General features: G+C 44.2%; 23 protein-coding genes. 8 read left to right on the top strand and 15 right to left on the bottom strand.

The features are described 5' to 3' along the window. Positions 1-8 precede the first annotated feature (8 nt). The 6 genes from ppk1 to ACJ751_RS20540 form a co-directional block, all read right to left on the bottom strand. Positions 9-2,057: a polyphosphate kinase 1 gene (gene ppk1, locus ACJ751_RS20565; protein WP_407747402.1), complete on the bottom strand. Its 2,049-nt coding sequence runs from the start codon at positions 2,055-2,057 to the stop codon at positions 9-11. Between the two features lie 13 nt (positions 2,058-2,070). After that, on the bottom strand, positions 2,071-3,297 hold the full coding sequence (locus tag ACJ751_RS20560; RefSeq protein ID WP_407747401.1) for a Pycsar system effector family protein: 1,227 nt from the start codon (positions 3,295-3,297) through the stop codon (positions 2,071-2,073). A gap of 247 nt (positions 3,298-3,544) precedes the next feature. Further along, positions 3,545-3,934, bottom strand: a complete 390-nt coding sequence (locus ACJ751_RS20555; RefSeq protein ID WP_407747400.1) for a hypothetical protein — start codon at positions 3,932-3,934, stop codon at positions 3,545-3,547. 15 nt (positions 3,935-3,949) lie between these two features. Next, entirely contained in the window at positions 3,950-4,483 is a 534-nt protein-coding gene (locus ACJ751_RS20550) for a YceI family protein (protein ID WP_407747399.1), read from the bottom strand. A gap of 23 nt (positions 4,484-4,506) precedes the next feature. Continuing rightward, on the bottom strand, positions 4,507-5,079 hold the full coding sequence (locus ACJ751_RS20545) for a YceI family protein (protein WP_407747398.1): 573 nt from the start codon (positions 5,077-5,079) through the stop codon (positions 4,507-4,509). A gap of 147 nt (positions 5,080-5,226) precedes the next feature. Continuing rightward, positions 5,227-5,928 carry a DsbA family protein gene (locus ACJ751_RS20540; protein ID WP_407747397.1) on the bottom strand — a complete coding sequence of 234 codons (702 nt, stop codon included), beginning with the start codon at positions 5,926-5,928 and terminating at the stop codon, positions 5,227-5,229. Between the two features lie 289 nt (positions 5,929-6,217). Here ACJ751_RS20540 and ACJ751_RS20535 point away from each other — a divergent pair, with 289 nt between their 5' ends. Beyond that, positions 6,218-6,562, top strand: coding sequence for a winged helix-turn-helix transcriptional regulator (locus ACJ751_RS20535; protein ID WP_407747396.1), 345 nt, complete (start codon positions 6,218-6,220; stop codon positions 6,560-6,562). 139 nt (positions 6,563-6,701) lie between these two features. Here the strand turns inward: ACJ751_RS20535 and ACJ751_RS20530 are convergent, their stop codons facing one another. The 6 genes from ACJ751_RS20530 to ACJ751_RS20505 form a co-directional block, all read right to left on the bottom strand. Further along, the gene (locus ACJ751_RS20530) at positions 6,702-7,841 is read right to left on the bottom strand and encodes a bile acid:sodium symporter family protein (protein WP_407747395.1); all 1,140 of its coding nucleotides are present in this window, start codon (positions 7,839-7,841) and stop codon (positions 6,702-6,704) included. Positions 7,842-7,975: 134 nt separating this feature from the next. Then, a complete protein-coding gene (locus ACJ751_RS20525) occupies positions 7,976-8,902 on the bottom strand; it encodes an RraA family protein (RefSeq protein ID WP_407747394.1) in 927 nt (308 codons plus the stop codon). 9 nt (positions 8,903-8,911) lie between these two features. After that, positions 8,912-10,174 carry an amidohydrolase/deacetylase family metallohydrolase gene (locus ACJ751_RS20520; protein ID WP_407747393.1) on the bottom strand — a complete coding sequence of 421 codons (1,263 nt, stop codon included), beginning with the start codon at positions 10,172-10,174 and terminating at the stop codon, positions 8,912-8,914. A gap of 127 nt (positions 10,175-10,301) precedes the next feature. Beyond that, positions 10,302-11,519, bottom strand: a complete 1,218-nt coding sequence (locus ACJ751_RS20515) for an aminotransferase class V-fold PLP-dependent enzyme (RefSeq protein ID WP_407747392.1) — start codon at positions 11,517-11,519, stop codon at positions 10,302-10,304. 219 nt (positions 11,520-11,738) lie between these two features. Beyond that, positions 11,739-12,209, bottom strand: coding sequence for a RidA family protein (locus ACJ751_RS20510; RefSeq protein ID WP_407747391.1), 471 nt, complete (start codon positions 12,207-12,209; stop codon positions 11,739-11,741). A 1,052-nt stretch (positions 12,210-13,261) separates the two neighbouring features. Beyond that, positions 13,262-14,905 (bottom strand): tetratricopeptide repeat protein, encoded by a 1,644-nt coding sequence (locus tag ACJ751_RS20505; protein WP_407747390.1) that lies wholly within the window; start codon positions 14,903-14,905, stop codon positions 13,262-13,264. 192 nt (positions 14,906-15,097) lie between these two features. Between ACJ751_RS20505 and ACJ751_RS20500 the strand changes: the two genes are divergently transcribed. The 4 genes from ACJ751_RS20500 (at position 15,098) to ACJ751_RS20485 (ending at position 18,291) form a co-directional block, all read left to right on the top strand. Continuing rightward, positions 15,098-15,793, top strand: a complete 696-nt coding sequence (locus ACJ751_RS20500; RefSeq protein WP_407747389.1) for a response regulator transcription factor — start codon at positions 15,098-15,100, stop codon at positions 15,791-15,793. Continuing rightward, the gene (locus ACJ751_RS20495; protein ID WP_407747388.1) at positions 15,793-17,175 is read left to right on the top strand and encodes an ATP-binding protein; all 1,383 of its coding nucleotides are present in this window, start codon (positions 15,793-15,795) and stop codon (positions 17,173-17,175) included. Before ACJ751_RS20500 ends, ACJ751_RS20495 begins: the two co-directional genes overlap by 1 nt. Positions 17,176-17,246: 71 nt before the next feature. Continuing rightward, positions 17,247-17,459, top strand: a complete 213-nt coding sequence (locus ACJ751_RS20490) for a hypothetical protein (RefSeq protein ID WP_407747387.1) — start codon at positions 17,247-17,249, stop codon at positions 17,457-17,459. Between the two features lie 19 nt (positions 17,460-17,478). Continuing rightward, complete coding sequence (locus ACJ751_RS20485) at positions 17,479-18,291, top strand: universal stress protein (RefSeq protein WP_407747386.1); 813 nt, start codon at positions 17,479-17,481, stop codon at positions 18,289-18,291. A 19-nt stretch (positions 18,292-18,310) separates the two neighbouring features. On the opposite strand, the gene ACJ751_RS20480 is transcribed toward ACJ751_RS20485, so the two are convergent. The 3 genes from ACJ751_RS20480 to ACJ751_RS20470 all read right to left on the bottom strand — a co-directional run bounded on the left by ACJ751_RS20480 (position 18,311) and on the right by ACJ751_RS20470 (position 20,729). Next, positions 18,311-18,808, bottom strand: coding sequence for a hypothetical protein (locus tag ACJ751_RS20480; RefSeq protein WP_407747385.1), 498 nt, complete (start codon positions 18,806-18,808; stop codon positions 18,311-18,313). Between the two features lie 168 nt (positions 18,809-18,976). Next, positions 18,977-19,684, bottom strand: coding sequence for a LytR/AlgR family response regulator transcription factor (locus ACJ751_RS20475; protein WP_407747384.1), 708 nt, complete (start codon positions 19,682-19,684; stop codon positions 18,977-18,979). Continuing rightward, positions 19,671-20,729: a sensor histidine kinase gene (locus ACJ751_RS20470; protein WP_407747383.1), complete on the bottom strand. Its 1,059-nt coding sequence runs from the start codon at positions 20,727-20,729 to the stop codon at positions 19,671-19,673. The genes ACJ751_RS20475 and ACJ751_RS20470 overlap by 14 nt, the downstream gene beginning before the upstream one ends. Positions 20,730-21,100: 371 nt before the next feature. Here ACJ751_RS20470 and ACJ751_RS20465 point away from each other — a divergent pair, with 371 nt between their 5' ends. The 3 genes from ACJ751_RS20465 (at position 21,101) to ACJ751_RS20455 (ending at position 24,409) form a co-directional block, all read left to right on the top strand. Beyond that, positions 21,101-22,213 carry a Gfo/Idh/MocA family protein gene (locus ACJ751_RS20465; RefSeq protein ID WP_407747382.1) on the top strand — a complete coding sequence of 371 codons (1,113 nt, stop codon included), beginning with the start codon at positions 21,101-21,103 and terminating at the stop codon, positions 22,211-22,213. 61 nt (positions 22,214-22,274) lie between these two features. Continuing rightward, positions 22,275-23,747 (top strand): PLP-dependent aminotransferase family protein, encoded by a 1,473-nt coding sequence (locus ACJ751_RS20460; protein ID WP_407747381.1) that lies wholly within the window; start codon positions 22,275-22,277, stop codon positions 23,745-23,747. 212 nt (positions 23,748-23,959) lie between these two features. Next, on the top strand, positions 23,960-24,409 hold the full coding sequence (locus ACJ751_RS20455) for a hypothetical protein (RefSeq protein WP_407747380.1): 450 nt from the start codon (positions 23,960-23,962) through the stop codon (positions 24,407-24,409). Positions 24,410-24,486: the final 77 nt, after the last annotated feature.

Genomic DNA, 24,486 nt, shown 5'->3' with positions numbered 1-24,486 from the left:
TCTTTTATTTAGGCCTGGCCTTTTGCCAGGTAATTATAGATAGCTTGTTGCGAATATACCAGTTCCCCTTCTTTGGGTAACGGAACGTTGTTAAGCTGCGGATCGATCTGTACAGCCTGTCCGTTATCCTGCAATTGCAGCTGCAGTATATTCAGCATCTGTTTTTTTATATCCTCATCCAACACCGGAAAACAAACCTCAATGCGGCGGTATATATTCCGGTTCATCCAGTCTGATGAGCCCATATACAATTCAGGCGTGCCGTTATTATGAAATACAAATATCCTACCATGCTCCAGGTACCGGTCAACAATCCGGATCACCGTAATATTTTCACTTAAACCGGGCACACCGGGCCTTAAACAACAAATGCTTCTCACGATCATCCGGATCTTTACACCGGCCTGTGAGGCCTCGTACAATTTCTTTATCAGCACCTTTTCTTCCAGGTTGTTCATCTTGATGGTGATGGACGCTTCCCTTCCTTCGTGGGCGTTCTCAATTTCCCGGTCAATCAATTGCAGGAACCGTTGGTGCAGATTGAATTGCGCTACCAGTAAATAATTGAAGTTTATAAGACCGGGCGTACCGGCTTTTTTCCGGTGCCCGAGGAAGATGAACAACAATTCCATTTCACGCAGTATTTCATGATGCGCGGTGAAAAGGATATGATCGGTATAAAAGCGCGCTGTACTTTCGTTCATATTACCCGTTGCCAGCAAACCTACATAGGAGATGCGGTTTTCCTTTCTTCGTTTTACCAACGCTATCTTGGCATGTACTTTCAATGAAACGGGACTGTAAATAATTTTTACCCCGGCTGCTTTCATTTTCTTCGCCCAGCGAATATTATTGGCTTCATCGAAACGGGCCTTTAATTCCACGAGTACTGATACCTTCTTCCCATTCTTTGCTGCACTTACCAGCGCATTGCCAATGCGGGAATCGCTGGCAATGCGGTACAGGGTTACATATATTTCCGTTACCGCAGGGTCAACCGCTGCTTCATTAAAAAACCGCAATACCATGTCGTACGACTGGTATGGCGGATGCAACAGAATGTCCTTCTTCTCTACCTCTTCAAATAACGACAGCGAGCCATCACCTACCTTTATTGGAATGGCAGGCCACCGCTCATAACTCATCGCCGTATTGTTTGTGGGGAAAGAACCCAGGTCTTTCAGGTTGTGATAATGGCCGCCCTGTACCATCATAGCATGTTGCAGCTTGAGGGCCATCGTTAGTAATCGCAGATGTTCGTGTTCAATACCGGGCTCATGCAGCAAACGCGTAGCCAACCCAAAATCGCGTTTGGTTAGCTGCTCTTCAATTTTTCGGGCAATATCGCCGGCATAATCATCTTCCACTTCCAGTTCGGCATCGCGGGTTATTTTGAAACTATAACAGCCTTTAACAACGGTATGTTTAAAGATGGCAGAAAGATTATACTTAATAATATCATCCAAAAAAACAACAAACTGTTCGTTATCTCTTTTAATAGAGTAGAACCGTGGCAGGTTATCGGATGGGATATTGATGATCACCAGTTCATCGAACCCCTTCTCGCCCCCGATCACTACCAGCAGGTATATTTTGTTATTTTCAGGAAAGAACTTAATGCCCGATATAGACAGAAACACCGGCTGCAGAAAAGCCATTACCTGGGTATAGAAATAATCCGATACTTCCTCGCTAATACTGGCGGGGATGGGTTCATTATATAATAAATGAATGCCTTTCTCTTTTAACAGGGGTAATATTTCGGTGGTCAGTATAGCCCCGAAGCGCTCCTGCTGCTGGTTTATTATTTCTATGATCTGCAGCAGCACATCCCTTTTTATGTGTTCGGTTATTTGCTCATCACCTTTTGCCTTTAATTTTTCCAGGGCCATCACCGCAGGCATGCGTACCCGGTAAAATTCGTCGAGGTTAGAGGAATAGATAGACAGGAATTTTATCCGTTCCAGTAAAGGAACGTTCTCACTTCCTGCCTCTTCCAATACTCTTCCATTAAATGCGAGCCAGCTAAGGTCTCTATCGAAAAATTCTGATTGCATGCGGTTACCAGTTTCAAGTAGTTAGTATGGCGGCAATGGCAAAAGCGATCACGGAAACGATCAACCCATACATGAACACATTATAGGAAATGCGTAACCGCTGGTATTTGGTACCCAGCACCACGCCTTGCGAGTAGATGTCCTTGATAAGACTGCGGTATAAAAAATCGCGATCGTCCATCATCTGCAACATACCCCCGGTATAATCTTCCATACTCATCTTAAAAAAGTTCCCGAAGAATAACAGGTTCACCTGCTTTTCATTGATGTCGGTTTGGGTGAAGGTACCTTTGGGAATATTTGGCCGGGTAGCCAGAATGGCGAATACAATGGTAACCAGGCTAACGGATAACAGGAGCATAGCGGGTATGGTATATTGGGGAAATTGTTCCAGGTTCTTCAACAATACACTAAGCAGTACCGAGATGATGATCGAATTCACCGAGATCATTATATGCGCCTTGCTGTCGGCCATATCACTGAGCCGCTGGTGGTTGCCGGAAGTGATGCGGAACATGGTCTCAATACCCCGTTCGGGCCGGTTCTTCCGTTTTGCCTTCTCCAACGGATTATCTTCCGGGATCAGGGGTTTTACTTTTGGTTTTACTGCCGGCGCCTGTATAGGGACTTTTATCTCCGGATTTTTTTCAGCCAGTTTTTCTTTCAGCTTTTCCAGGTGTTTGGCCTTAATGTCGTTCAGCAATAGCTGGGCGTAATCGGTATGATAATGATGTGATTCAAGCAGGCGAACGGTTTTTACGCGCCACTCCTCCTTGCTAACGTCTATATTATGTAATGCGATGAACTCTTTTCGCATAATTTTATTGGTCTCCGTAAAGCGGGAGGTTCCCAAATGATACAGATCGGCGTCGGCCACAATTTTTTCCAACAGGGTTTCGGGGCTTTGCGGCAACCTGGTAGCTCGTATACAATTGCCTACGGTTTGAATAGTGGTTTCATCAATGCCCTGTCTTTTCAAAAAAGCCGCTGCTTCTTCCGCGCCCTTTTCCTCATGCCTGGAGGGATCGGTATAATACCCGATGTCGTGGAACCAGGCGGCCGTTACCACTACAAAGTAGTCCAGGTCGCTCAGGCGGTAGTGATTGGCGATCTCAATAGCTGCATTCACTACATTTTCGGTATGTGCCAGGTTATGATAAATTAATTTATCATCTGCATGGGTATGGAAGTAGTTGGTTACGTATTGCTTAATTTCATCCAGTAACGTATAATAATTCATATGAGGAATTCTTTTACAGTCTATCAAGTATTTAACAAATATAATCAGCTAAAGCTATTTGTACAGCTATTGAGAATTATGTCTGTATAGCCAAAGGTAGGGGCTTTATCATTTCGTTATGCACCGGGGGCGGCCGGGCACAAAAAAAGCGTTCGCCAGCTGGCGGACGCTCTGAGCAGTATTTATCTGTAATGTTATCCCATTTTGCACGCAAGCTCACATCAACAGCCCGTTTGAGCTTTGCCTTTTATTTCTTTATAAACAGGGGTTTCAACGTATACCATCCCAATGCGGGAAAGAAGTGCATGGGTATGGCCAACCCCGGGAAAAATTCCGGACTTTCAAATTCAAGTGGAAATTTATAGGCGATAGGCCCCAGAATGGTCGCAAAGCTCACGATCGTGAACACCAGGTTAAAGATGATCTCACCATAACGGGGCAGCCATCTGGTTATTAATCCATAACCGACTGACGCCAGTAAGCCTGCCAGTATACAAATAAGAAAAACGGTAACAGGTTTTATGGTCCCTGAAAAATCGATCTCATTTGTTTTAAAATAAACCTTTTGATAGATCAACGATGCCACTGCGGCCAGTACGCCCGAAATCAACCCCAGTAATAATAATCTTTTAAACATACTATTTGTGGTTTATTAGCCCTTGGTAACCGGCACAGCTACGTCAATTTTTATCTGTTCCCCCACTTCGCCACCGGGTTTACCGATCTTGAAATCGGAGCGGTTTACGGTAAAGCTGCCATTGAAGGTGGCGCCGGCGCCGGCCTTTTTAAAGGTAAAGGGTATGGTGTATTCTTTTGTTACGCCTTTTATTGTCAGATCGCCAGTTACCTGGTAAGCTGCGCCTGCTTTTACAATCTTTTTAGATGTGTATTTGATGGCAGGGTATTTAGCGGCATCAAACCATTCATCGCTTTTGGCGTGTTTGTTTTGTAACCCGTTACCTGTATTAATAGAGTTTACATCAATTGATACGTCAAATTTTGAGCTGGCGGGATTTTGTTCATCAAAATCGATGCTGCCGGAAAAGGTCTTAAAGATACCGGCTACTTCGCTGCTCGAAAATTTGATACTGTATTTATCAGTAATAGCCCATTTTTGAGCTACGCTGAAGGCGAACACTGCTGTAATTACCAGCAGTGTTGCCATAGAAAAGATCAGCTTCTTCATATTCTAAATCTTATTACAACTAATTAGTCTTTTGCAAATTCAGTGCTTGCCAGTAAAGTTACTTCATCGCTCAGCATAGCAGCAGGCATTGAAGGAGCTACACCAAATTCAGAACGTTTAACTTTACCGGTGATGTTGAAACCAGCAATGGTTTTCTTGCTCATTGGGTTGGTAGATGTTCCGTTAAATACTACATCCAGTACAACTGGTTTTGTAACACCATGCAGGGTAAGATCACCGGCTACTTTGTATTTTTTGTCGGCCACTTTTTTCCATGAAGTGCTTTTGAAAGTCAGCTTGGGGAATTTTTCAGCGTCGAAAAAATCAGCGGTTTGCAAGTGTTTGTCGCGTTGCTCGTTATCGGTATTGATGCTGTTGATATCGGCTGAAAATTCAACCGCTGCATCGGAAAAATCAGGTTTTGCTGAAGTGATCTTGGCATCGATGCTGTTGAAGGTTCCACCCAGATCAGCTACTGACAGGTGAGTTACGTTAAAACCAATTCTTGAATGCGCTTTGTCAACATTCCAGGTTTGTGCAAACGTTGTTGCTGCAGATGAAATCAATAATGCTGCGATGATGGTTGCTTTTTTCATGTTTCTATTGTTTGAATATTTAATGTATTGATAATATTTTTCCGATAACCTTTCCAAATTTTTCATTTGGAAAAATTACATATGGCTAAATGTGAGGGGCAATCGCTTATAATAAGCGTTTAGGGAGGCGCAAATATAAGTATATCCTTATTTGCTATCGCCATCTGGAGAACAAACTTGTCCTTCGATGGTGGTGAATTTTGTATTTTCTTTTTTCCATTCCGAATAAGAACGCTCAAGCGCTTGTGCGAACACGTCTTTAGCCTGTGCGCCCGATACGGCATATTTGCGGTCAATTACAAAAAACGGCACGCCACGAACGCCAATTGCGTCGGCTTCCGCAATGTCCTTGTATACTTCCTTCGTATAGTCCTCGTTCTCCAGCGCCTGTTTCACCGCAGCGCCATCCAAACCGATATCTATTCCTAATTGTACCAGCGTGTCGTAGTCTGAAATATTTTTGCCTTCACTAAAATAGGCTTTGAACAGGCTTTCTTCGGCCGCATCGCCTTTGCCCTGTTTTTTAGCCAGGTGCGCAAAGCGGTGCGCATCGAATGAATTGGCCACTACGGCTTTTTCAAAATCGTACGTCAACCCTTCCTGGGCCGCCATGTCGGTTACATAATTATTCATCTCTTTGGCCTTTTCAATCGAAAAGCCCTTGTGCTCAGCCAGGTATTGGTGGATGTTCCGGCCGGGCTGGTATTGCAGATCGGGGTTGAGCTGAAAACTTTTCCATTCAATCTCTATTTCGTCTTTAAAAGGCAGCTCCTGCAACGCATTTTCAAATCGCCGTTTGCCGATATAGCAGAACGGACACATCACATCTGACCAGATCTCTACTTTCATAATTTATTTCCTTTTCAGTACCCTGCGTTCTACACATTGACATAAGTAGCTTGCTATTAGCTACTTAAAAAAAATTTGGTTGGGTCAATTTTGTCAGAACTTGTGATACTTAGTTTTTTATTTTAACTTGCATCCTTAAAGAGTTACTCTCTTTTGGAGAGTCAAAGCTAAGAAGTAAGTTAATACCAACAAAGTAGTTACCTGTATGAAAGTAACTTACATGGAGGGAAGTGATACTGATTATCAATGTTTACACATGAAAAATTGTAGTGAAAAAAAACCAGAACATTTGAATTGTTCGATCCGCCAAGTCCTGGACCGCTTCGGTGACAAGTGGAGTATCCTGATTATTTCCACCCTGGGGCATGTTGGAAAGCAGCGGTTTAATGAGTTGAACCAGCAGATAGGCGATATTTCGCAGAAAATGTTAACGGTAACCTTACGATCGCTGGAAGCCGATGGGCTCATCACGCGTACTTTATATCCCGAGATCCCGCCGCGCGTAGAATATGAACTGACTGATCTGGGCAGAAGTTTGTTACCGCATATTGAACAGTTGGCGCTGTGGGCGGAGCAGCATATGGAGACTATTTTGAAGAATAGGGAGAAGTATGCTTCTCAAAAAGTTGGTTAGTTTATTAGTTTTAGGTTCAAAGTCTTTGGCCCCACACCCTCCCGACAAGTCAGGAGGGAGAAACACATCCTCGCGCAAGCCTGTCAACTTCTTACTTGAAACTCTACAGCTCTTTCTTCCTCGTCAACTGGTCAACTTGTTAACTTGTCAACTCATCCACTTTCAAACCCGTTACCTCGTTACCCTGACGGCTGATCATCGCATTCTCCTTTTCAACTGGTGGAGGATTCCTGTGCCAGTAAGATGCTAAGATAGAACCGGTAATATTCATTAACGGACCAAAGATGGCGGGCGCCAATCCTAAGGTAGCTGCCTTTCCCATTGCCTTCGCAAGGCCGGATGCCAGTCCACCGTTTTGCATACCCACTTCAATAGCGATCGTGCGCGCATCGCGTTCAGGCAGGCGAAATAATTTTCCTATCCAGAAACCAAACAAATAACCGGTAGTATTATGAATAAGGGCGCAGACAATTAATGCAGGCCCGATCACGATCAGGTTATCCCTGCCAGCCGCCACTATGATCACAATAATAAAGGCAATGCCGAACATTGAGATCAGCGGCATGATCTTATCGAGCCAGCTGACCTTTCCTTTAAAAAAACGGTTGAATAGTAAACCGGCCCCAATGGGTATTACCACGATCTTGATGATCTCCCACATCATAGCCAGGGCATCTACTTTAATGAATTGTCCGCCCAGCACTTTCATCAACAAGGGTGTTAAAAAAGGAGATAACAGGGTAGCAATGGCCGTTAGGGTAACCGACAGCGCTAAATTGGCATTGGCCAGGTACGACATAACATTGGAGGCCATGCCACAGGGCATACTGCCGATCAATACCACGCCGGCTGCAATTTCAGGCGGAAAATTAAACAGGCGGGCCAGCGTATAACCGGCCAGCGGCATAAAGGTGAAGTGCCCGAACAACCCAATCAACACGGCTTTGGGCATTTTTATTACGCCGGCAAAATCTTTAATTCCCATTTCGGTGCCCATCCCAAACATGATGATCTGTAATAAAGGCGTAAAAAACGAGGCGAGCTTTACCCCGTGCCAGGTTGAAAAGTATTGCGGATAATATAGTGCTGTGGTGACTGCTGCAAAGATCAGCAGGGTGAAAGAGAATCCTTTCAATGCGGCGTATGCCCTGAAACCAATGGATAAACTTAGAAAAAATGCGATCAGCCAGGGGCCTGCAAATGCGGTGCTATCAATTACACTGAAAACAATAAAGGCTATTAAACATATAGCAGCGATTGGCAAGGCAATCTTTGTCATGGTTCGTACTGAAATGTGGGTGGTCAAAAGGTAATTTTCAATGGTGAAAGATGTTTTTTGAAAGTCATTGGTTGCATGTGCAAGGCACAGGAAACAAGCTTCAGGGCACAAGGCATAAACATTGGCTCATTAAATTACCATGTTCTCTTTTTCATGTATTCATCCAGCTGGGCGCGGGTCATGGGGATCTCGTTGGGATTCTTTTGTAACCAGTCCAGGAAATCCTGTTTTATTTTATCGGTCCACTGATTATCAATTTGCCCCGGGGTGTATTTGCCGGCCTTTAACATGCTGATGCCAAATTTGTCTTTCAGGATGATAAACTCCGCAGTTACGATCACCGTTTCGGCCAGGTGGGCCGGAATGAACAGCACACCGCCCTTTTTGGCAATCACCAGGTCGCCGGGCATTACCATGGCGTGCCCAATGCGAACAGGCGTGTTCAATCCCATCAATACTTCCTCTTTCAGGTACGAAGGGTCCCAGTCACGAACATACGCGTTGAAGCCTTTTATTTCTGACAGTCCTTCCAGGTCGCGGGCGGCCGCGTCAAAAACGACACCATTGCCCGATTTGCTGTAAATGGCATTGCCCAAATTACTCCCGATCAGCGTGCCGCCTGAAATTTTCCCAAAGCCATCAGCTACATATACATCGCCTTTCGTAAGCATATCGATAGGCCAGGAATTGGTATTACCCACGCGGCCATCCTTCTTCCCCCGTTCTTTTATATTCTTTTCTACATCCGGACGGCTGGGCATAAAGCAGGCTGTTAAAGCCCGGCCAACCACCGGCGTATCGGTGTTCACCGTTTTCCAGTTTCCTTCATATTGACAGGTATAGCCTTCATTGTTCAGGATCGTCCAGGCATCTTCAATAGCAATACTGCGGGCACGGCGAATAAGGTCATCCGGCAGCTTCGGACGGCCATCGGCGAATCGCTCCCCTTTCCATTCGGCGGTTAAAAATATCAGTTCATCGCGCGGAATGGTTTGCGCCTGCACTTTCATTGTAAACAGACCTACCAACCAAACAATCGTTATAATAAAAATCCCTTTCATGATACTATTTTAATGTCCGCCGGTACCTGGTTTAATGATTGTTATAGGCGTTGCAATCCCATCGAGGTCGTATACAATTTTTCCGCCCTTGATGGTCATTTCACATTCCAGCTTTTGCGTGCCGTCTACTTTATAGCCTGTATAATCGAAAAAGCCGAACTTACCCGTGCGAATACCCAGGATGGCAATGTCGGCAATGGCGCCTTCGGATAAATGCCCCAGCTCTTCATGTTTTATTTCCTGCGCCGGGTTCCAGGTAGCGGCTTGGATCACACTTTGCAGGTTCATGCCTACGCTCATAAGTTTCGACATCACGTTCAACAGGTCTTTCATAGCTGCATTCATGCTATTGCTATGAATATCGGTGCTGATGGAGTTGGGGTTGAACCCATTTTTAATAGCAGGTATTGCCTGTGAAAATGCAAAACTGATGGAGCCATACCCTACATCAAATGCAATCCCTTTCTTTCTTGCTTCCAGTACAAAGGGTTTTACTTTTTGGGTGTTTACATCAACAATGGGCTCACGGTCGCGCAACTGGCCAAAGCAATGCGTAAAAATATCGCCTGGCCGCAGGTGTTTCATAAACAACTCTTCAATAGACAAGGGCGGATCGCTGCCGCCAAAATCGATCATCACCGGTGTATTGGCCATAGTGCCCGCTTTAACGGCTTCATCAACCGGCGTCCATTCACTGCCTACATAATGCGCTACTTTAATCCCTATTATATAATCGTGAAAACGCCGGGCCGTCATGCCGGTGAGTTTGCCGTCCATGTCTTTGGTATCCTGTTCGTATACGCCACCCCGCATGCCTTCGCCAACTATATTTAAAAAGGCAAGCACCCGGGTTTGTGACAGATCGATCACCTGTTTTTTAAAGAGGGGAAAATTGCGCCAGCCGGAACTGCCGGCATCTACCACCGTAGTAACGCCATTTTTGAAAGTAAAGGCATCGGGTATTACGGCCAGGGGGCCATTGCTATATGCGCGATCCGGATCGGTTCCATAAAAAACATGCACATGCGCATCTATGAGTCCTGGTGTTACATACAATCCTTTAGCATTAACAACCTGCGTGGCCTTCGACTCATCAATGCTTTTTGCCACCTTCACAATTTTGCCATCGTTCACGGCAATATCCATCACCTCATTAATATTATTCTTCGCATCAATTACATGCCCGCCTTTTATAACTATAGCATAGTTCTGCGCAGTAGATATATGCCATGCAATTGTTAAGATCAACCATAAAATACTCGGTTTCACCATTGGTTTGGGTTTGGTAAGCACACCACTACTGAAGGCGGCTATCAGTTAATAATAGCCCAGCGCCCCTGTGAAGGTACGACAACAGGGGTGAGCCGGGTTGTCAATCATCGCCTTTCCTGAGATATCTTTAACCAACTGCCTTCATCAATTCTTCTTTGATCCTGCCGGCCACAATTTTTTCCTGGCCGGGCTTCAACATCCAAACGGTCACGGTGATGCTATTGTCTTTTATTCCACCGATCTCGATAGAAGGAGCGCCACTGCGTAATTTTTCCTGCAGGTCTTTCCCCGACAACTTTACTTTGCCTGCATCCCATGCTATCTGTAAAGTGGGCGTTATATTTCCCAGTGCCGGTACGGTGATACTGGTAGTTACGCCGCTTACAGTTTTGGCAGCATTGTCAATTACCGCAGTGGCAGCTTCCCACGCTTTCCATTCTTTATCATGATCTTCTTTAATGTATTTATCAATGGCTACATACATGCCCAGCACTTCTTCTTTATTTACTTTAAAGCCCCGGCCAATATTAAAACCCCGGGGCGGCATGTGCAGGCGGGCGGCTGCAATGATCTCCTTCTTCCCCATCAACAACCCGGCGCTTTGCGGACCGCGTATCGCTTTGCCACCTGAGATCACCACGAAACTGAACCCCATATCATTGAACTTCCACAGGTTTGATACCGGTGGTACATCAGCGGCAATATCAATAGAGGTAGGGATATTGTGTTTTTTGCCCAGGGCCACCCATTCTTCATGTTTTATATTTCCCTTATCAGCTTCTATATTTAAAAAGTGTAACAAGGCTGTCCGCTCGTTAATGGCCTGCTCAACTTCTGCTGCGGTTTCTACATAAATTAATTTACAGCCCGTATTCTTTAAGGCGTGGTTGTATACAATTTCGTGCGCTTTTTGAATAATCACTTCCGACTTCATGCCTGTACCATCCAGGTGCGGCAATTGTTCTACTTTATGTTGGTCCATCCCGGTTAAAATACCAGCCAGGCCGAGGGTCATGCCCGAGAAGGCGCCCGAAGTAACCACGGCTGCTTCGGAATGTACCAATGCGGCGATCTTCTCTCCTACTTTATCCTGCACTTCATCAAGCATGCAAAATTCGGAGGCAGCGCTTTGTATAGCTTCCAATACATAATCGTGCATTAATGAACCAGTCATGGCCGTGAAGGTACCAGCTGCATTGATAAAGGTGCGAACACCCAGTTCTTTAAAAAGATCATGTTTTTCAGCCTTTGGGGGTGCGGCGGAGGCACTGGCCCAGGGAATAAGGGAGGCGCTGCCGGCATAAGGGACCAGTGCAAATAATTTGAGCAATTCTCTCCGTTGCATACAGTTAATTTGTGGTTACTGCCCGCCCGTGAATCGGATCGGACGGAGCGATTGTTATGGAATCTGTTTGATTGGGTCAGTACATCTGTTCTGAAAGGGCAATGGTAAAACGGGCCAGCAAAGATGAGCGCATTGAGAACCGCAGTGACGAAGCGATAAGAGAATAAGAACTGCGACACTGCGGTAAAATAATCGAACCTTAACCTAAATTACTACGGGTTATACATAGGCAATGCAATCCATTTCAACTAAAGAATCACCAGGCACACCGCCTTTGGCAACGGCCACGGTAGTACGAACCGGGGGATTTTTTCCAAAGCGGCCTTTATATACTTCGTTCATGTCCTTGTAATCCTTGATATCGTCGAGATATACATTCACTTTCAACACTTTTTCCATGGAGGAACCGGCTGCCTGTAATTCTTTTTCCAGTTCTTTCAATACATGATCAGTGTGTGATTTAATATCGCCGGCAAAATGGGCGCCTTTACCTGCGATGAAAATCATTCCATTGAATTTAGTGGCGCCGGAGAAAAGCGGCACATCCTGGTCATCAGTTACTACATTAAACACTTCTTTTTCATTGGTTTTGCCGGAAGTAGTTTCAGCCTTAGCGAATAGTCCCAATCCTATTGTTCCGGCAACGGAAGCAAACAGTTTTTTCAATGCATTTCTGCGTTCAGTTATCATGTGCAATCCCCTTTTTAAGTGTTAGTGATGGTGAAAGACCTACTTAGAATTACTTCCACTAATTTAGCCCTATCCTCCAAATCTGCAAAAAATAATTGCAAATTATTTGCACAATTAGCCAAATATTTCAGAATCCAGTAAGGATTTTGAGCCCATTTAGCCCGTCAAAACGCAAATTCCCGCAAAATTTGCAACACTCGCCATCGATAAGAACTTCCACTTACACGTTCTGTAAACGCTCCTGCCTCAATTACATTCCACACTACCAACTTTAAAAATAAAACCCCGACGGAACCGACGGGGTCTGGTTTTTCATATAATAAGTTCAGCTGTGGTTTATTCACGCAGCCATATAATTGGAATGACTACGGATCAGGGATAAACAGATTATAAAGCTGACCTTAACCAGGATGCACATTGCTACTACTATTATATATGGCGTTCTCATAGGTATATACCTTATATAAAATAATATTACCTGGTTCACACCTGTAAATGTGTGTACCATCATTCACAAATTGGTTAAACTTGATAATGTAAGGGCAGATAAGGTAAGGCCGCAAATTCATTTGCAGCAAATAAACGTACAGGATATACGAATTAGGGCGGGGCTAATTAATAACTTTTAAATGTTGTATTGATCGGGGGGGAATCTGAACGTAAGTACGGCTGGTTGAAATGATTGGTTGAAGGAAAGCAGGTTTAAACAGAAACAGAAAAGTGGGGTTAATGTATTTGTGGATTCAAATTTAGAATAATTATTGAAATAAAAAATTATTGTTATGTAGTCCTGAAAAGTTTTAAGTGTTTTTGTTAAGGATCTTAGCAACACGTTGCAATTCTTCAAGTAAATGACGATTGAGCAAGCATTCCATCCAACATTGCGTTGGAAAAAATAATCTAAATCAAATTTTGTATAAATGCGACAAATGCGCTGAAAGCTCCAACCACCTGTTTACAATAAAAATGGTGAGCCACCCAATAAAGAGCCACTCACCTATGACCTGTAGAAAAAGAGCGTTTACAACAGGAGTAACAAAATCATTCCCGTCCTATTTGTTGGTTCCTGTAGTGCTGTTATTATTATCAGCTGAGATCTTTTTCCCGAGAACAGTGATGTATTGTTGTGCATCCTTATTTCCCGGATCTATGGCCAGTATCTTTTTCAAATTTTCTGTTGCCGATCTATAATCTTTTACCTGGTTGGTTTGATAAGCAGCCAGGTAACCATAGGCTTCCACCAACCATTTCTTGTTGGTTTTATTGGTGGCGTCTGTTTCAATCATAGAGATCAATTTGTTATACCAGGGAATAGCAGATCCCTTTTGCATGGTTGAATCACTCAATGAATTCACGCGGGCACGCCAGTAATAACCAAAAGCCTGGTCGGGATATTTTTGAATGTAGGTCCCAAACACCGTATCGGCCTGGTCATATGCTTCTGCCTTGAAATTGGCAATGCCCCAGTTGAACAGATCGATATTGGTTGCTTTGGGGTTGTCGGTATAATACATGCCCAACCATTTACCCTGGTTTACATAATCTTTCTGGTCTTTATACAGATCAGACAGCTTCTTATAAAAATGGAATTTCTCAGCCTGGTCTTTCGCCATCTCCACCGTTTTCAGATAGTAGGCAATGGCTGAATCTTCTTTGCCGGCTACACTGGCATACAGGTCGGCCATTACTTCATAATCCTTTGCCACCATGTTGCTATCCACTTCTTTCGAGAAATACCGGTTCATGCTGGTCATGGCATTGGCGGAGTCTTTCAACCCCAGGTAACTATAGGCCATCAACTTATACAGGCGCGGCATTGAATCGGCATTGTTATTATGTCCAAGCAGTTGTTGCGCATTGGTAATGGCGTCCTGGTATTGTTTATTCAGGTACAACAGATCGGTGTACAGCACGTCATTGGTTTTATTGGGATCGCTTTTGGCAACATACTGTTTAAAATATGCCATGGCCTTTTGTGGCTCAGTGAAATAATAGTGATAGTACAATTCGTACACAGCAGGCGCATAATTGCTGTCTGCTTCCAGCGCCTGGTTAAAATACTTCAAATACATTTCAGGGTTCTTCTGGGAAACAAATATCTTTCCCATGCGGTAAAGGGCCGCAGCGTGCTTATCATCTTTATCCAATGCTGCAGTATACGACTTGTAGGCATCTGAACCATTGCCCTGTTTGCGTTGCGCATCGCCCAGCATGGTAAAAAGGGCCGGATCTTTCTTTTCACGGTTTACAGCTTTATTGAGAAGCCCCACGGCATAATTGGCGTCGCCGGTTTTGGCAACTATATGAGCATTGGCGATGGCAGATAAAATATCAGCATTCTTTTCCCGGGTTTTATCTAATGCCTGGTCAAAGTAATATTTAGCGCTGTCCTTATTCCCTTTATTCAGCAGGTAACTGCCATAAGCAACCTGGAAATAAGGCTCTTCCTTAACGGATGCGGGCGCCTGGGAAAGCATATTTTGTAAAGTCGCAGCATTGTCTGAACTTAACCAGGCTTTTGACAACAGGTACCACCCTTCTGCATTCGCGGGATCGGCTTTTACAACCTGTTGCAGCAGATCTTCAGCACTTTTATACCGTTCATAGTAAATGAGCCTTTTTGCATCCTGAATGTTTTGTGATACAGCAACCAATGAGGTTATAACGCACAGTAGCAGAATAAATCCTTTTTTCATCAGCATTTTTTTAAAACCTTTTTGAACTTATTGTCAAACTTATTTCAGATGAATTAGGCTCCCCTTAATGCCAAATTAGAAGTGGATTAGAACCCGGTGTTTTCGCCAATTTTCCGCTGTAATAATTGATACTTTTTGAATTTGTAACTTAGATTGCACGTTGCGTGTAATTGCACACAGCTATAACAGGTTATGGAAGAAACGAAAATACTGGTCGTTGAAGACGAACAAAAGATTGCCGACACCCTGAACGTGGGGCTTAGTGAAAATGGTTACCATGTGGAGGTGGCCTATGACGGAAAAATTGGGGAACGGTTATTTTTTATGCATGATTTTAACCTGGTGATCCTCGACATCAATCTGCCGGGAATAAATGGGTATGAGCTGGCCAGGATCATCAGGGCACGTAATACGCATATCCCTATTATTATGCTTACTTCTTTAAGCACCCTGAACGATAAAATGGAAGGCTACGATGCCGGCACCGATGATTATATAGTGAAGCCTTTTGAATTCAGGGAACTGCTGGTGAAAATACGCGTACTGTTGAAACGCACCATGAACCAGAATGTGCCGGTAGGTAATATTTTAAAGGCAGCCGACCTCAGTATGAACCTCGACAGTAAGGAAGTGCGCCGCGGCAACGACATCATTAACCTTACCGCCAAAGAGTTTCAATTGCTGGAGTACCTGCTGCGGAACAAGAACAAAGTAGTATCGAGGGCGTCTATTGCAGTAAATGTATGGGATATTGATTTTGACACCAATACCAATATCATTGACGTATACATAAGTTATCTTCGCAATAAAATTGATAAGCCTTACGAACGGAAACTGATACAAACACATGTTGGCATGGGGTATATTTTAAAGGAAAATGAACGCTGATGCCTGTTAAACTGCGCATAACACTATTGTTCTGTCTTATAGTATTTGTGATCCTGGCCACAGTATGCGCAACTGTTTTTTATTTTTCATATACCGAACGCACCAATAATATCAGAACGCGATTGACCAACCGCGCCATCACCCTTGCCCGGTTATTGGGACAATCACAGGTGTTTGATCAAAACCTCATTCGTAAAATTGATTCTTCCACCTCCCTTAACCTTAAAGACAAAACCTTTCAGGCGTACGACTACCGCAACGATAAAATATACAGCTACAGCGATGCCCCGGCCGATTCCCTGGCAGTAGACTCCGCCATCCTCGATGATGCCCGCGTAAAAGGCACCATATTTTTCAAACTCGGCAATAAGGAAGCAGTAGCCTATCATTATGCCAATGCCACCACACGCATTGTAGTGATCACGGCGGCTTATGATGAGGATGGCAAGGCCAAGATCAGGACCTTATCGAACATCCTGCGGTTCAGCTTTATTGCCGGTATTATCATTGCGTTTGTTGGCGGGTATTTCTTTTCCGGGCGCTTATTGCGGCCCATCAGGCAGATAGCCGATGACATCAATGAAATTTCTGCCCAGAACTTTGCACGCCGCATCAGCACCAAAACTTCGGTAAAAGATGAATGGCATTACCTGGCGGAAACCCTTAACCAGTTGTTGAACCGGTTACAGGATAGTTTTGAGACCCAGCGCCGTTTTGTTTCCAATGCCTCGCACGAGCTTTCTACTCCATTAACAGCTATCAGCAGCCAGCTGGAAGTATCCCTGCAAAAGAACCGGGAAGCGCAGCAATACCGGGTAGTAATGGAATCGGTTTACCAGGACGTACGTCATTTGAGCAAACTCACGCAAACCCTGCTGGAATTTGCCCAGGCTTCGGGCGATCCGGGCGGATTGAACATCACGCCTGTACGTATGGATGAAATATTAATGGGCTTGCCAGCGGAAATGAAGAAAAGTAATCCTGACTCCCTGGTTATATTGTCGTTCAATGATATGCCAGCCGAAGAACAGAAATTAATTGTCTTTGGCAATGCCGAGCTTTTATCTACAGCCATCAGGAATATTGTCTCCAACGCCTGCAAATACTCTGAAGATCACAAAGCCATCATAAAGCTGAAGGCTGAAGGAGAAACTATTACTATTTCTATAAGCGATAAAGGAATGGGCATTCCTGAACCGGAACTGAAATACATCTTCCAGCCATTTTACCGGGTTAATACCACTGCCCATCAAAGCGGGTTTGGGCTGGGCCTGTCACTAGCCAATCGCATTATAAAGCTGCACAAGGGCAATATCACGGTTTCGTCCACCCCCGGACAAGGCACAGAATTTGAGATCACTCTACCCACCGCCAAATTCTAATAAACTTCTAACATGTAATTAATTGCACCATAACTATCAGGCAATAAATTGCCTGGGAAAGAGTTGGCGCAATGAAAATAAAACGATCAGTATATAGATTCCTGCTCGCGTTTATTATAATACTAGTTGTTGTAAGCAGTTTCCTTTTCAAACAAACCATTGATTACAAGGGGGAGAACAGGGAACTGATCTTGCAAAACGATTCATTGAGAGGAGTAGTAATTGAACTGACCCGCCTGATCGATACCACAAAAACGGCCGCCATCCCGCGAAAAAAATATTGATCACAACCCTGCCTCAATAATGACAAATATTCTTATTCCTACAGACTATAGCGAGGCATCGTTCAATGCACTGGAAACAGCCATTGTTATTGCTAAAAGAAATAATGCGTCTTTAATTTTATTACATATCGATGATGCAGGCTATCTTCCCGAGGATACATATGCCATTAAAAATGCCAGCCAGATTGGCCATGCCATTGCTGATAACATAAAGCAACGACATGGTATTCCCACTACTGTTTTACTTAAAGAAGGTTTTATTGGGCCTACTATTGTAAGACTGGCATTTGATATAAAACCCGATCTCATCGTGATGGGCGCCTATGGCGCATCGGGTCACCGGGATTTTTTTATTGGGTCTAACTCTTATTTTACTATTAAAAATGCCAGCTGCCCGGTACTTATAGTACCCGAAGGTAAACGCTGGCACGACTTCAACACCGTGCTTTTTCCCTTACGGCCAGCCCTGGGCGCTTTAAAAAAGTACCAGTTCATCAGCAACCTGGTTTTAAAAATACACCCCGACAGCAACTTCGAATTGTTCGGTATTTCTATCGACAGAAAAGAACAGGACCTGAAACAGGTAACTGAACTAGGCAACGAATTGAAAAAGTTCTGGAACCAGTTTCAGTATGAAGTAAGCTATAATCATGGAAAAAATATTGGGGAAGAAGTGCTGGACAAAGCCGATAAATCCAAAGCAGACCTGATTGTTGTTTCCTCCACGGTTGATGTAGCCACCAAACAATTCTTTATCGGGCCTTTCTCCCAACGGATCATTAACCATGCTCGCATTCCGGTGCTCTGCATTTTTAGAACGCCTGAAAATTAATACCCTTCACCCGATTATATTAATCCCGGTAAAATTTCCGGGCGAAATAGGCAACCGGCAACCCGATCGCTACGATCAGGATGGCGGTTGCAATCAGTGCTTTGTCTAAATGAAAAGCACCAGGCGGCACTTTGGTGAAACGCAGCACCACCAGATCCATGGCTATATAAATAAAAATCCCATATATGATTGCAGTAAGCGCTATGCTTTTGTGGAAGAATTTTATTGATGGGTAGATCATAAAAAATAAAGCGGTAAAACTGTAGGCGATAATAAAATGAAACAACAACCCCAATAACGCCATCAGCCAGCCGCCTGCAAAAGCAGCCTTACCAACCGCGCCGCTTGCAACATATTTTAATACGATCACCGGGCTGGTTCCCCGTACAAGCCAGGCCTGCACAAAGGCAGACAAAATATCAAGGCTTCCCGCCAGTAACCCTACCCAGGCTATTGTTGTCAACAATGGTTTAGTGGTATGCGATCGTGGTTGTGAAACGGGTTGAAAGGTTGTCATGAGGTTGAAGTTATGTAGTTACGGCATTGGCCTGTTGCTTTTTCAACCAAATGCAGGTTGCGACCTACGGAAAGCAGTTCCAGGTTTCAGGTTACAGGTTTCAAATTGCACGGTCAGGATTTTGTATTCCCTGCAACCTGTAACAAATTCCTCGTATTCTGTCAGCAATCAATTTTCCAGGATCGACATCACAACCTCCTTATAGCTTCTCCCTATAGGAATTTGCTCGCCGTTAACCTCCACATCAGTAGCAGAAAAGGCATCGATCTTGTTTTTGGCAACCAGGAAAGAACGATGCACCCGCAAAAAACCGTTCTTTGCCAGCATTTCTTCAATTTGCCCTAACTGAAATTTGGTGAGAATGGATTTATCTTTTGTAGTAATGCGAATGTATTCTTTCAAACTTTCAATAAAAAGGATCTCATCTATATAAACCTTCACCCGCTTTTTGCTCACGTTAAAAAACAAAGCTGCTCTTTCGGTAGCGGCTGCCGGTGAAACGGCCAATGTATCCTTACTACCCCGTTCTTTCAATTTATTAACGGCCATCAAAAACCGGTTGAACTCGATGGGTTTTAACAGATAATCCACCACATTCAACTCATAGCCCTGCAGCGCGTATTCCTGGTAGGCAGAAGTGATAATGATCTGTGGAGGCTTTTTGAGCGCTTTTATAAAATCCAGTCCTTTTAATTTAGGCAGGTGAATATCCAGGAATACCATGTCAATGTTTTCTTTTTGCAACAAGTCCATGGCATACAACGCATCGGTGCAAACGCCTTTTAATTGCAGAAAAGGCACCTGCTCAATGTAATCTTTTATTACTTCCGCCGCCAGGGGTTCATCCTCAACAATGATACAATTATACCTGTGCATAGCTGGTTAAATTTATATACAACTTTACCGAAAAAATCTGTGGGTCATTTTGTAATTGCAGATCATATTCCCGGTACATTAATTCCAGTTGCCTTCTCACATTGCGCAACCCGATGTTATCCCGTATTTCCTCCGAAGTATGATTCTCCTTGGTGTTCTCTATCTTAAAGGTAAGCCGTCCCTGTTGCAATTGTACCTGGATGCGGATAAATGAATCGAACCTGCTTTCACTGGCTCCATGTTTGAACGCATTTTCAACAAACGGCAATAACAGCAAGGGCGCTATCTGTTGCGAGCTATCATCAATATCGCGCTGAAAGTGAATGGTCAGCCGGTCGTACCGCATTTTTTCCAGCTCTATGTAATCATCCAGTATTTTAAGTTCATCGGTCACCGTAATAAGATCGCTTTTTGATTCATACAGCATAAAACGCAACAGCTTCGATAGCCGCATTACCACTTCCGCCGTATGTTCGGATCGTTTGCGGGCCAGCGCGTAAATATTATTCAAGGTATTGAACAAGAAATGCGGATTGGTTTGATGGCGCAGGAATTTCAATTCCGCCTCCAGTTTTTCCCTGATAAGGTTTTTCTCCCGTTCGCGGGCAGTCAGTTGAATGCGCAATAACTTTAAGGTGATGGCAACCCCCGACACAAAACCTATATCCATAACCGCCAGCAACACACTGAGCAGGTGAAACAGGGGCCTGTCCTTCAACATACCCGAATAAATCACCGGGTTAATGCAATACACAAAAACCAGCCGGTACAGTATGATGGTCACTATTATAGCGCCGGTTACCTGCAAAACGGTCCAGAACAGTTTCCTAGTTCCCTTTACAATCTCGGGAATGGCAACATAAAGAATAAAATAAGTAAATACCAGTTTGGGCACCCAGGCGGCAAGAGCGGCTTTAAACGCCATCCAGAACTGCACATTTTCCGGAATGTTTGTTAAAGCGGGGGCTACCCAAACAATTTCCAGCACGGTATCCTGCAATAGGTATATCAGCCAGAAGGCACTATGCATTAGCACTCGTTTCATAGTACCATAAAAGTCGGGAAAACAGGGGGATTATTATAAAAAGCCTATGAACGGCAAGTTGTTAAGAACGAACGACAGTTATTCCCGGCTAAGCGAGGCGGGTGCGGCGAAGCTTACACTTTCCGCTCATGGCTGTGGGCTGTTTTCTCAGCAACCTTGCAGCAACCAGTAAATTAACAGAAAGACCACGATGGTACCCAGGCATCCACCACCCCATTTCCAGGCGGCATATCCGGCGATCAATCCTCTCAGCCAGTCTCGCATAATAAAAATTTATAACAATAATCGTTTAAAAATCATGCCAGCCAATATCCGTTTATAAACAGCTATTGGCGTTGAATAAGCTATAAGGCTATTGCGTAAATTGAAATATGAAAAAATTGTCCGTTAGCCGCCGTTCCTTTTTGGAACAATTATCAATAGGCACTGCTTCCATATTGATGACTGGTCCGCTGGGTTTGTATGCCAGTAATAACCGCCCCGACCGCGTGTTGGGGGTTGCGCTGGTTGGATTGGGCAAGTACAGCACCCGTGAACTGGGACCGGCCCTGAAGCAAACAAAATGGTGCAAACTGACCGGTGTGGTAACCGGTTCAAAAGAAAAAGGAGAACAGTGGGCTAAGGATTATGGATTCCCGGTAAAGAATATCTATAGCTACGATACCATGGCTCAGATGGCAGATAATAAAGACATCGACATTGTGTACGTGGTTACGCCCAACGGCCTGCATGCGGAACATGCCATAGCTGCCGCCAAAGCCGGCAAACATGTTATTTGTGAAAAACCAATGGCCAATACCGTGGCAGAGTGTGACCAGATCATTGCCGCCTGCAAAGCGGCAAAAGTTAAATTGTCTGTAGGTTACCGCCTGCATTTTGATCCTTACCACAAAGAACTCATGCGTTTGGCCAAGGAAAAAGATTTTGGCCCTTTTATGAACATGAGCGGCGACCGGGGGTTCATTATGCAAAATAAAGTATGGCGTGCCGATAAAAAACTGGCAGGAGGTGGCCCGCTGATGGACGTGGGTATTTACCTGATACATGGCGCCTGTATGGCAGCCAATGGTATGGCGCCCATTGCAGTAACCGCCAAAGAATTTATCAAAACAAAACCTGAACTATTTACCGATGTGGAAGAAGGGATCAGCTGGACCATGGAATTTCCCGGCAATGCCATCTGTACGGCACGAACCAGTTATCAGCACAGCGCCGACAAATTCAGGGCAGAAGCGCCTAAAGGCTGGATCGAATTCAAAGAGCATGCATTTACCTATCGCGGCCTGGTAGTGGAAACCAGCCTCGGCCCGTTAAGCTTTACACCGCCCAATCAGCAGGCCCTGCAAATGGATGATTTTGCCAATTGCATAATAACCAACCGGCCATCCATTGTACCCGGTGAACTGGGCAGGCGCGATCTGGCGATCATTGAAGCTATCTATAAGGCAGCCGCCACCCAAAAAAGAGTGGAAGTAAAAATATAAAAGCGGCGCTCCAAAATGGACTATCTTAGCAGTCAAATTAAACCAACCAGGTAGTCCGCATATGCTTCCATGGAAAACGATCATACAATTCCAAAAAGATTGTGATACACCCGTTTACTTGCAAATAGCCAATTCCGTTATCCGGGAAATGAGAAAAGGGCGTGTTGGCCCCGGCATAAAATTGCCCGGTACCAGACAAATGGCCGAGATCCTGGAAGTGCATCGTAAAACGATCGTGCGGGCTTATGAAGAACTCGATGCACAGGGCTGGATAGAAATGCATCCGTCAAAAGGAACGTTTACCAGTAAAGAGCTGCCTGAAACAAATGCGCGGCGCTTAACCAATAATCAAAAACAAAATTCTTTTCCCCCAACTACCGGGTATACTGTTAAAGTAAACAACGCCGTTCGCACCCCGGTGCCTCCCATGCGGCACATTATAGGCTTTCACGATGGCCCCGACATGCGTTTAATTCCTTCGGATGAACTCGGCAGGGCCTATAAAAGTGTTTTATCGCGACATACCTATTTAAAGTTCATGTCGTATGTAGAAACAGCAGGCGTACAAAAATTCAGAACGGTATTATCAGATTACCTGAATGCCAGCAGGGGTTTGCAAACAACTTTTGAAAACATCCTGGTAACAAGGGGCAGCCAGATGGCCCTGTACCTGCTGTCGCTCGTTTTATTCTCAAAAGGCGATACGATTATTGTAGGCGACACTAACTATTACTATGCCGATCATGTTTTCCTGATGGCCGGGATGCAACTCGCGCGCATAAAGGTGGATGATTGCGGTATCGATGTAGATGCTATTGAAAAACTCTGCAACCGTAAAAAGATCAAAGCGCTGTTTATTACTTCGCATCACCACTATCCAACTACAGTAACCCTGTCGGCTTCCCGCCGGATCAAACTATTATCACTGGCCGAGAAATATGGCTTTATCATAATTGAAGATGATTACGATTATGACTTCCATTATTTAAGCAGTCCATTACTACCATTAGTTAGTGCAGATAACAAAGGTATGGTCGTTTATATTGGAACGCTTAGCAAGACCGTAGCCCCGGCTATTCGTACCGGCTATATTGTAGCGCCGCAAAACCTTATCACGGAACTGACCCGTGTACGGCAGTTGGTTGATTGCCAGGGTGATCCCATTATGGAATTAGCATTAATTGAAATGTTTGAAGAAGGCCATATAAAACGGCATATGAAAAAAGCGCTGCTGGCCTATCACAAACGGCGGGATTTTATCTGCGGTTTATTGAAGAACTCTTTATCAGATATTATTGATTTTAAAATACCCGATGGCGGACTCGCCATCTGGGCAAAGTTCCATAAATCGGTACCGCTGCCTCCGCTTTCCGAAAAATTAAAGACCCAGGGACTCATTCTCTCGAATGGTTTAATACATAATACGTCCTCTCTTTCAATAAATGCAACCCGCATGGGCTTTGGCTGGATGAATGAAGAAGAAGCCGAACAGGCGGTTGACCTGTTAACAAAAACCATCCACTCAAAAAAATAATTACAGTTCTCCGTTATTGTGCCGATTTATACAATTTACAGTTGATCGATTGTATCAACTTTGTCTTCATGTTTATCTAGTGGGATAACACAAATATAATTTACTGTTGCCCCATCGAACCGGACTACCAGAAATCTAAAAACCGGATACCGGAATAGTCCGAAGACCAATTACCTTTACAACCGATTTATTAAGTTTTAAAAAGTTAAGCCATGAAAAAGTTCATTTTCATTCTTTCATCCCTGCTTCTCAGTTTTAGTTTATTTGCGCGTGATCCAGACGAAGGTCTGATCAAAAGCTTCTCTTCCAGTTTTCCAAAAGCTGAACAGGTTCATTGGTATGAAATGCCAAAAGCCTGGGTGGTTAATTTTGTTGCAGATGGTATTCGTGCACGGGTTGTTTACCTGAAAGATGGTAAAGCAACTGAATTTACGCGGTACTATTTTGAGCAGAACCTACCGTTCGTAATCCGTTCTAAAGTAAAAGAAGCTTACCCTAACAAAAATATCTTTGGCGTAATTGAAGTTTCCATCCTGACGGAAACCGGCGCTTCCCAGCTTGAATATTATATAAAGCTGGATGATGCAAAAAGCTGGCTAACCGTTAAGTCTGACACGGATGGGAATTTGACCGTCCAGGAAAAGTATAAAAAAGTGCAATAAAAGGCGGGGAAAATAGTTATTGTCTGTACTAAAAGGCAGAAAGGGTTGAAAGTGGATCTTTCAGGCTTTCTGCCTTT

It is taken from the genome of Niastella sp. (assembly GCF_045805085.1).
Classification (GTDB): Bacteria; Bacteroidota; Bacteroidia; order Chitinophagales; family Chitinophagaceae; genus Niastella.
This window is presented reverse-complemented; position numbering and strand designations above follow the sequence as displayed.

What these genes read in the sequence shown, in the direction of transcription:
- ppk1 (WP_407747402.1), bottom strand. Translation starts at nt 2,057, where the DNA reads ATGCAATCAGAATTTTTCGATAGAGACCTTAGCTGGCTCGCATTTAAT.
- ACJ751_RS20560 (WP_407747401.1), bottom strand. Translation starts at nt 3,297, where the DNA reads ATGAATTATTATACGTTACTGGATGAAATTAAGCAATACGTAACCAAC.
- ACJ751_RS20555 (WP_407747400.1), bottom strand. Translation starts at nt 3,934, where the DNA reads ATGTTTAAAAGATTATTATTACTGGGGTTGATTTCGGGCGTACTGGCC.
- ACJ751_RS20550 (WP_407747399.1), bottom strand. Translation starts at nt 4,483, where the DNA reads ATGAAGAAGCTGATCTTTTCTATGGCAACACTGCTGGTAATTACAGCA.
- ACJ751_RS20545 (WP_407747398.1), bottom strand. Translation starts at nt 5,079, where the DNA reads ATGAAAAAAGCAACCATCATCGCAGCATTATTGATTTCATCTGCAGCA.
- ACJ751_RS20540 (WP_407747397.1), bottom strand. Translation starts at nt 5,928, where the DNA reads ATGAAAGTAGAGATCTGGTCAGATGTGATGTGTCCGTTCTGCTATATC.
- ACJ751_RS20530 (WP_407747395.1), bottom strand. Translation starts at nt 7,841, where the DNA reads ATGACAAAGATTGCCTTGCCAATCGCTGCTATATGTTTAATAGCCTTT.
- ACJ751_RS20525 (WP_407747394.1), bottom strand. Translation starts at nt 8,902, where the DNA reads ATGAAAGGGATTTTTATTATAACGATTGTTTGGTTGGTAGGTCTGTTT.
- ACJ751_RS20520 (WP_407747393.1), bottom strand. Translation starts at nt 10,174, where the DNA reads ATGGTGAAACCGAGTATTTTATGGTTGATCTTAACAATTGCATGGCAT.
- ACJ751_RS20515 (WP_407747392.1), bottom strand. Translation starts at nt 11,519, where the DNA reads ATGCAACGGAGAGAATTGCTCAAATTATTTGCACTGGTCCCTTATGCC.
- ACJ751_RS20510 (WP_407747391.1), bottom strand. Translation starts at nt 12,209, where the DNA reads ATGATAACTGAACGCAGAAATGCATTGAAAAAACTGTTTGCTTCCGTT.
- ACJ751_RS20505 (WP_407747390.1), bottom strand. Translation starts at nt 14,905, where the DNA reads ATGAAAAAAGGATTTATTCTGCTACTGTGCGTTATAACCTCATTGGTT.
- ACJ751_RS20500 (WP_407747389.1), top strand. Translation starts at nt 15,098, where the DNA reads ATGGAAGAAACGAAAATACTGGTCGTTGAAGACGAACAAAAGATTGCC.
- ACJ751_RS20495 (WP_407747388.1), top strand. Translation starts at nt 15,793, where the DNA reads ATGCCTGTTAAACTGCGCATAACACTATTGTTCTGTCTTATAGTATTT.
- ACJ751_RS20490 (WP_407747387.1), top strand. Translation starts at nt 17,247, where the DNA reads ATGAAAATAAAACGATCAGTATATAGATTCCTGCTCGCGTTTATTATA.
- ACJ751_RS20485 (WP_407747386.1), top strand. Translation starts at nt 17,479, where the DNA reads ATGACAAATATTCTTATTCCTACAGACTATAGCGAGGCATCGTTCAAT.
- ACJ751_RS20480 (WP_407747385.1), bottom strand. Translation starts at nt 18,808, where the DNA reads ATGACAACCTTTCAACCCGTTTCACAACCACGATCGCATACCACTAAA.
- ACJ751_RS20475 (WP_407747384.1), bottom strand. Translation starts at nt 19,684, where the DNA reads ATGCACAGGTATAATTGTATCATTGTTGAGGATGAACCCCTGGCGGCG.
- ACJ751_RS20470 (WP_407747383.1), bottom strand. Translation starts at nt 20,729, where the DNA reads ATGAAACGAGTGCTAATGCATAGTGCCTTCTGGCTGATATACCTATTG.
- ACJ751_RS20465 (WP_407747382.1), top strand. Translation starts at nt 21,101, where the DNA reads ATGAAAAAATTGTCCGTTAGCCGCCGTTCCTTTTTGGAACAATTATCA.
- ACJ751_RS20460 (WP_407747381.1), top strand. Translation starts at nt 22,275, where the DNA reads ATGCTTCCATGGAAAACGATCATACAATTCCAAAAAGATTGTGATACA.
- ACJ751_RS20455 (WP_407747380.1), top strand. Translation starts at nt 23,960, where the DNA reads ATGAAAAAGTTCATTTTCATTCTTTCATCCCTGCTTCTCAGTTTTAGT.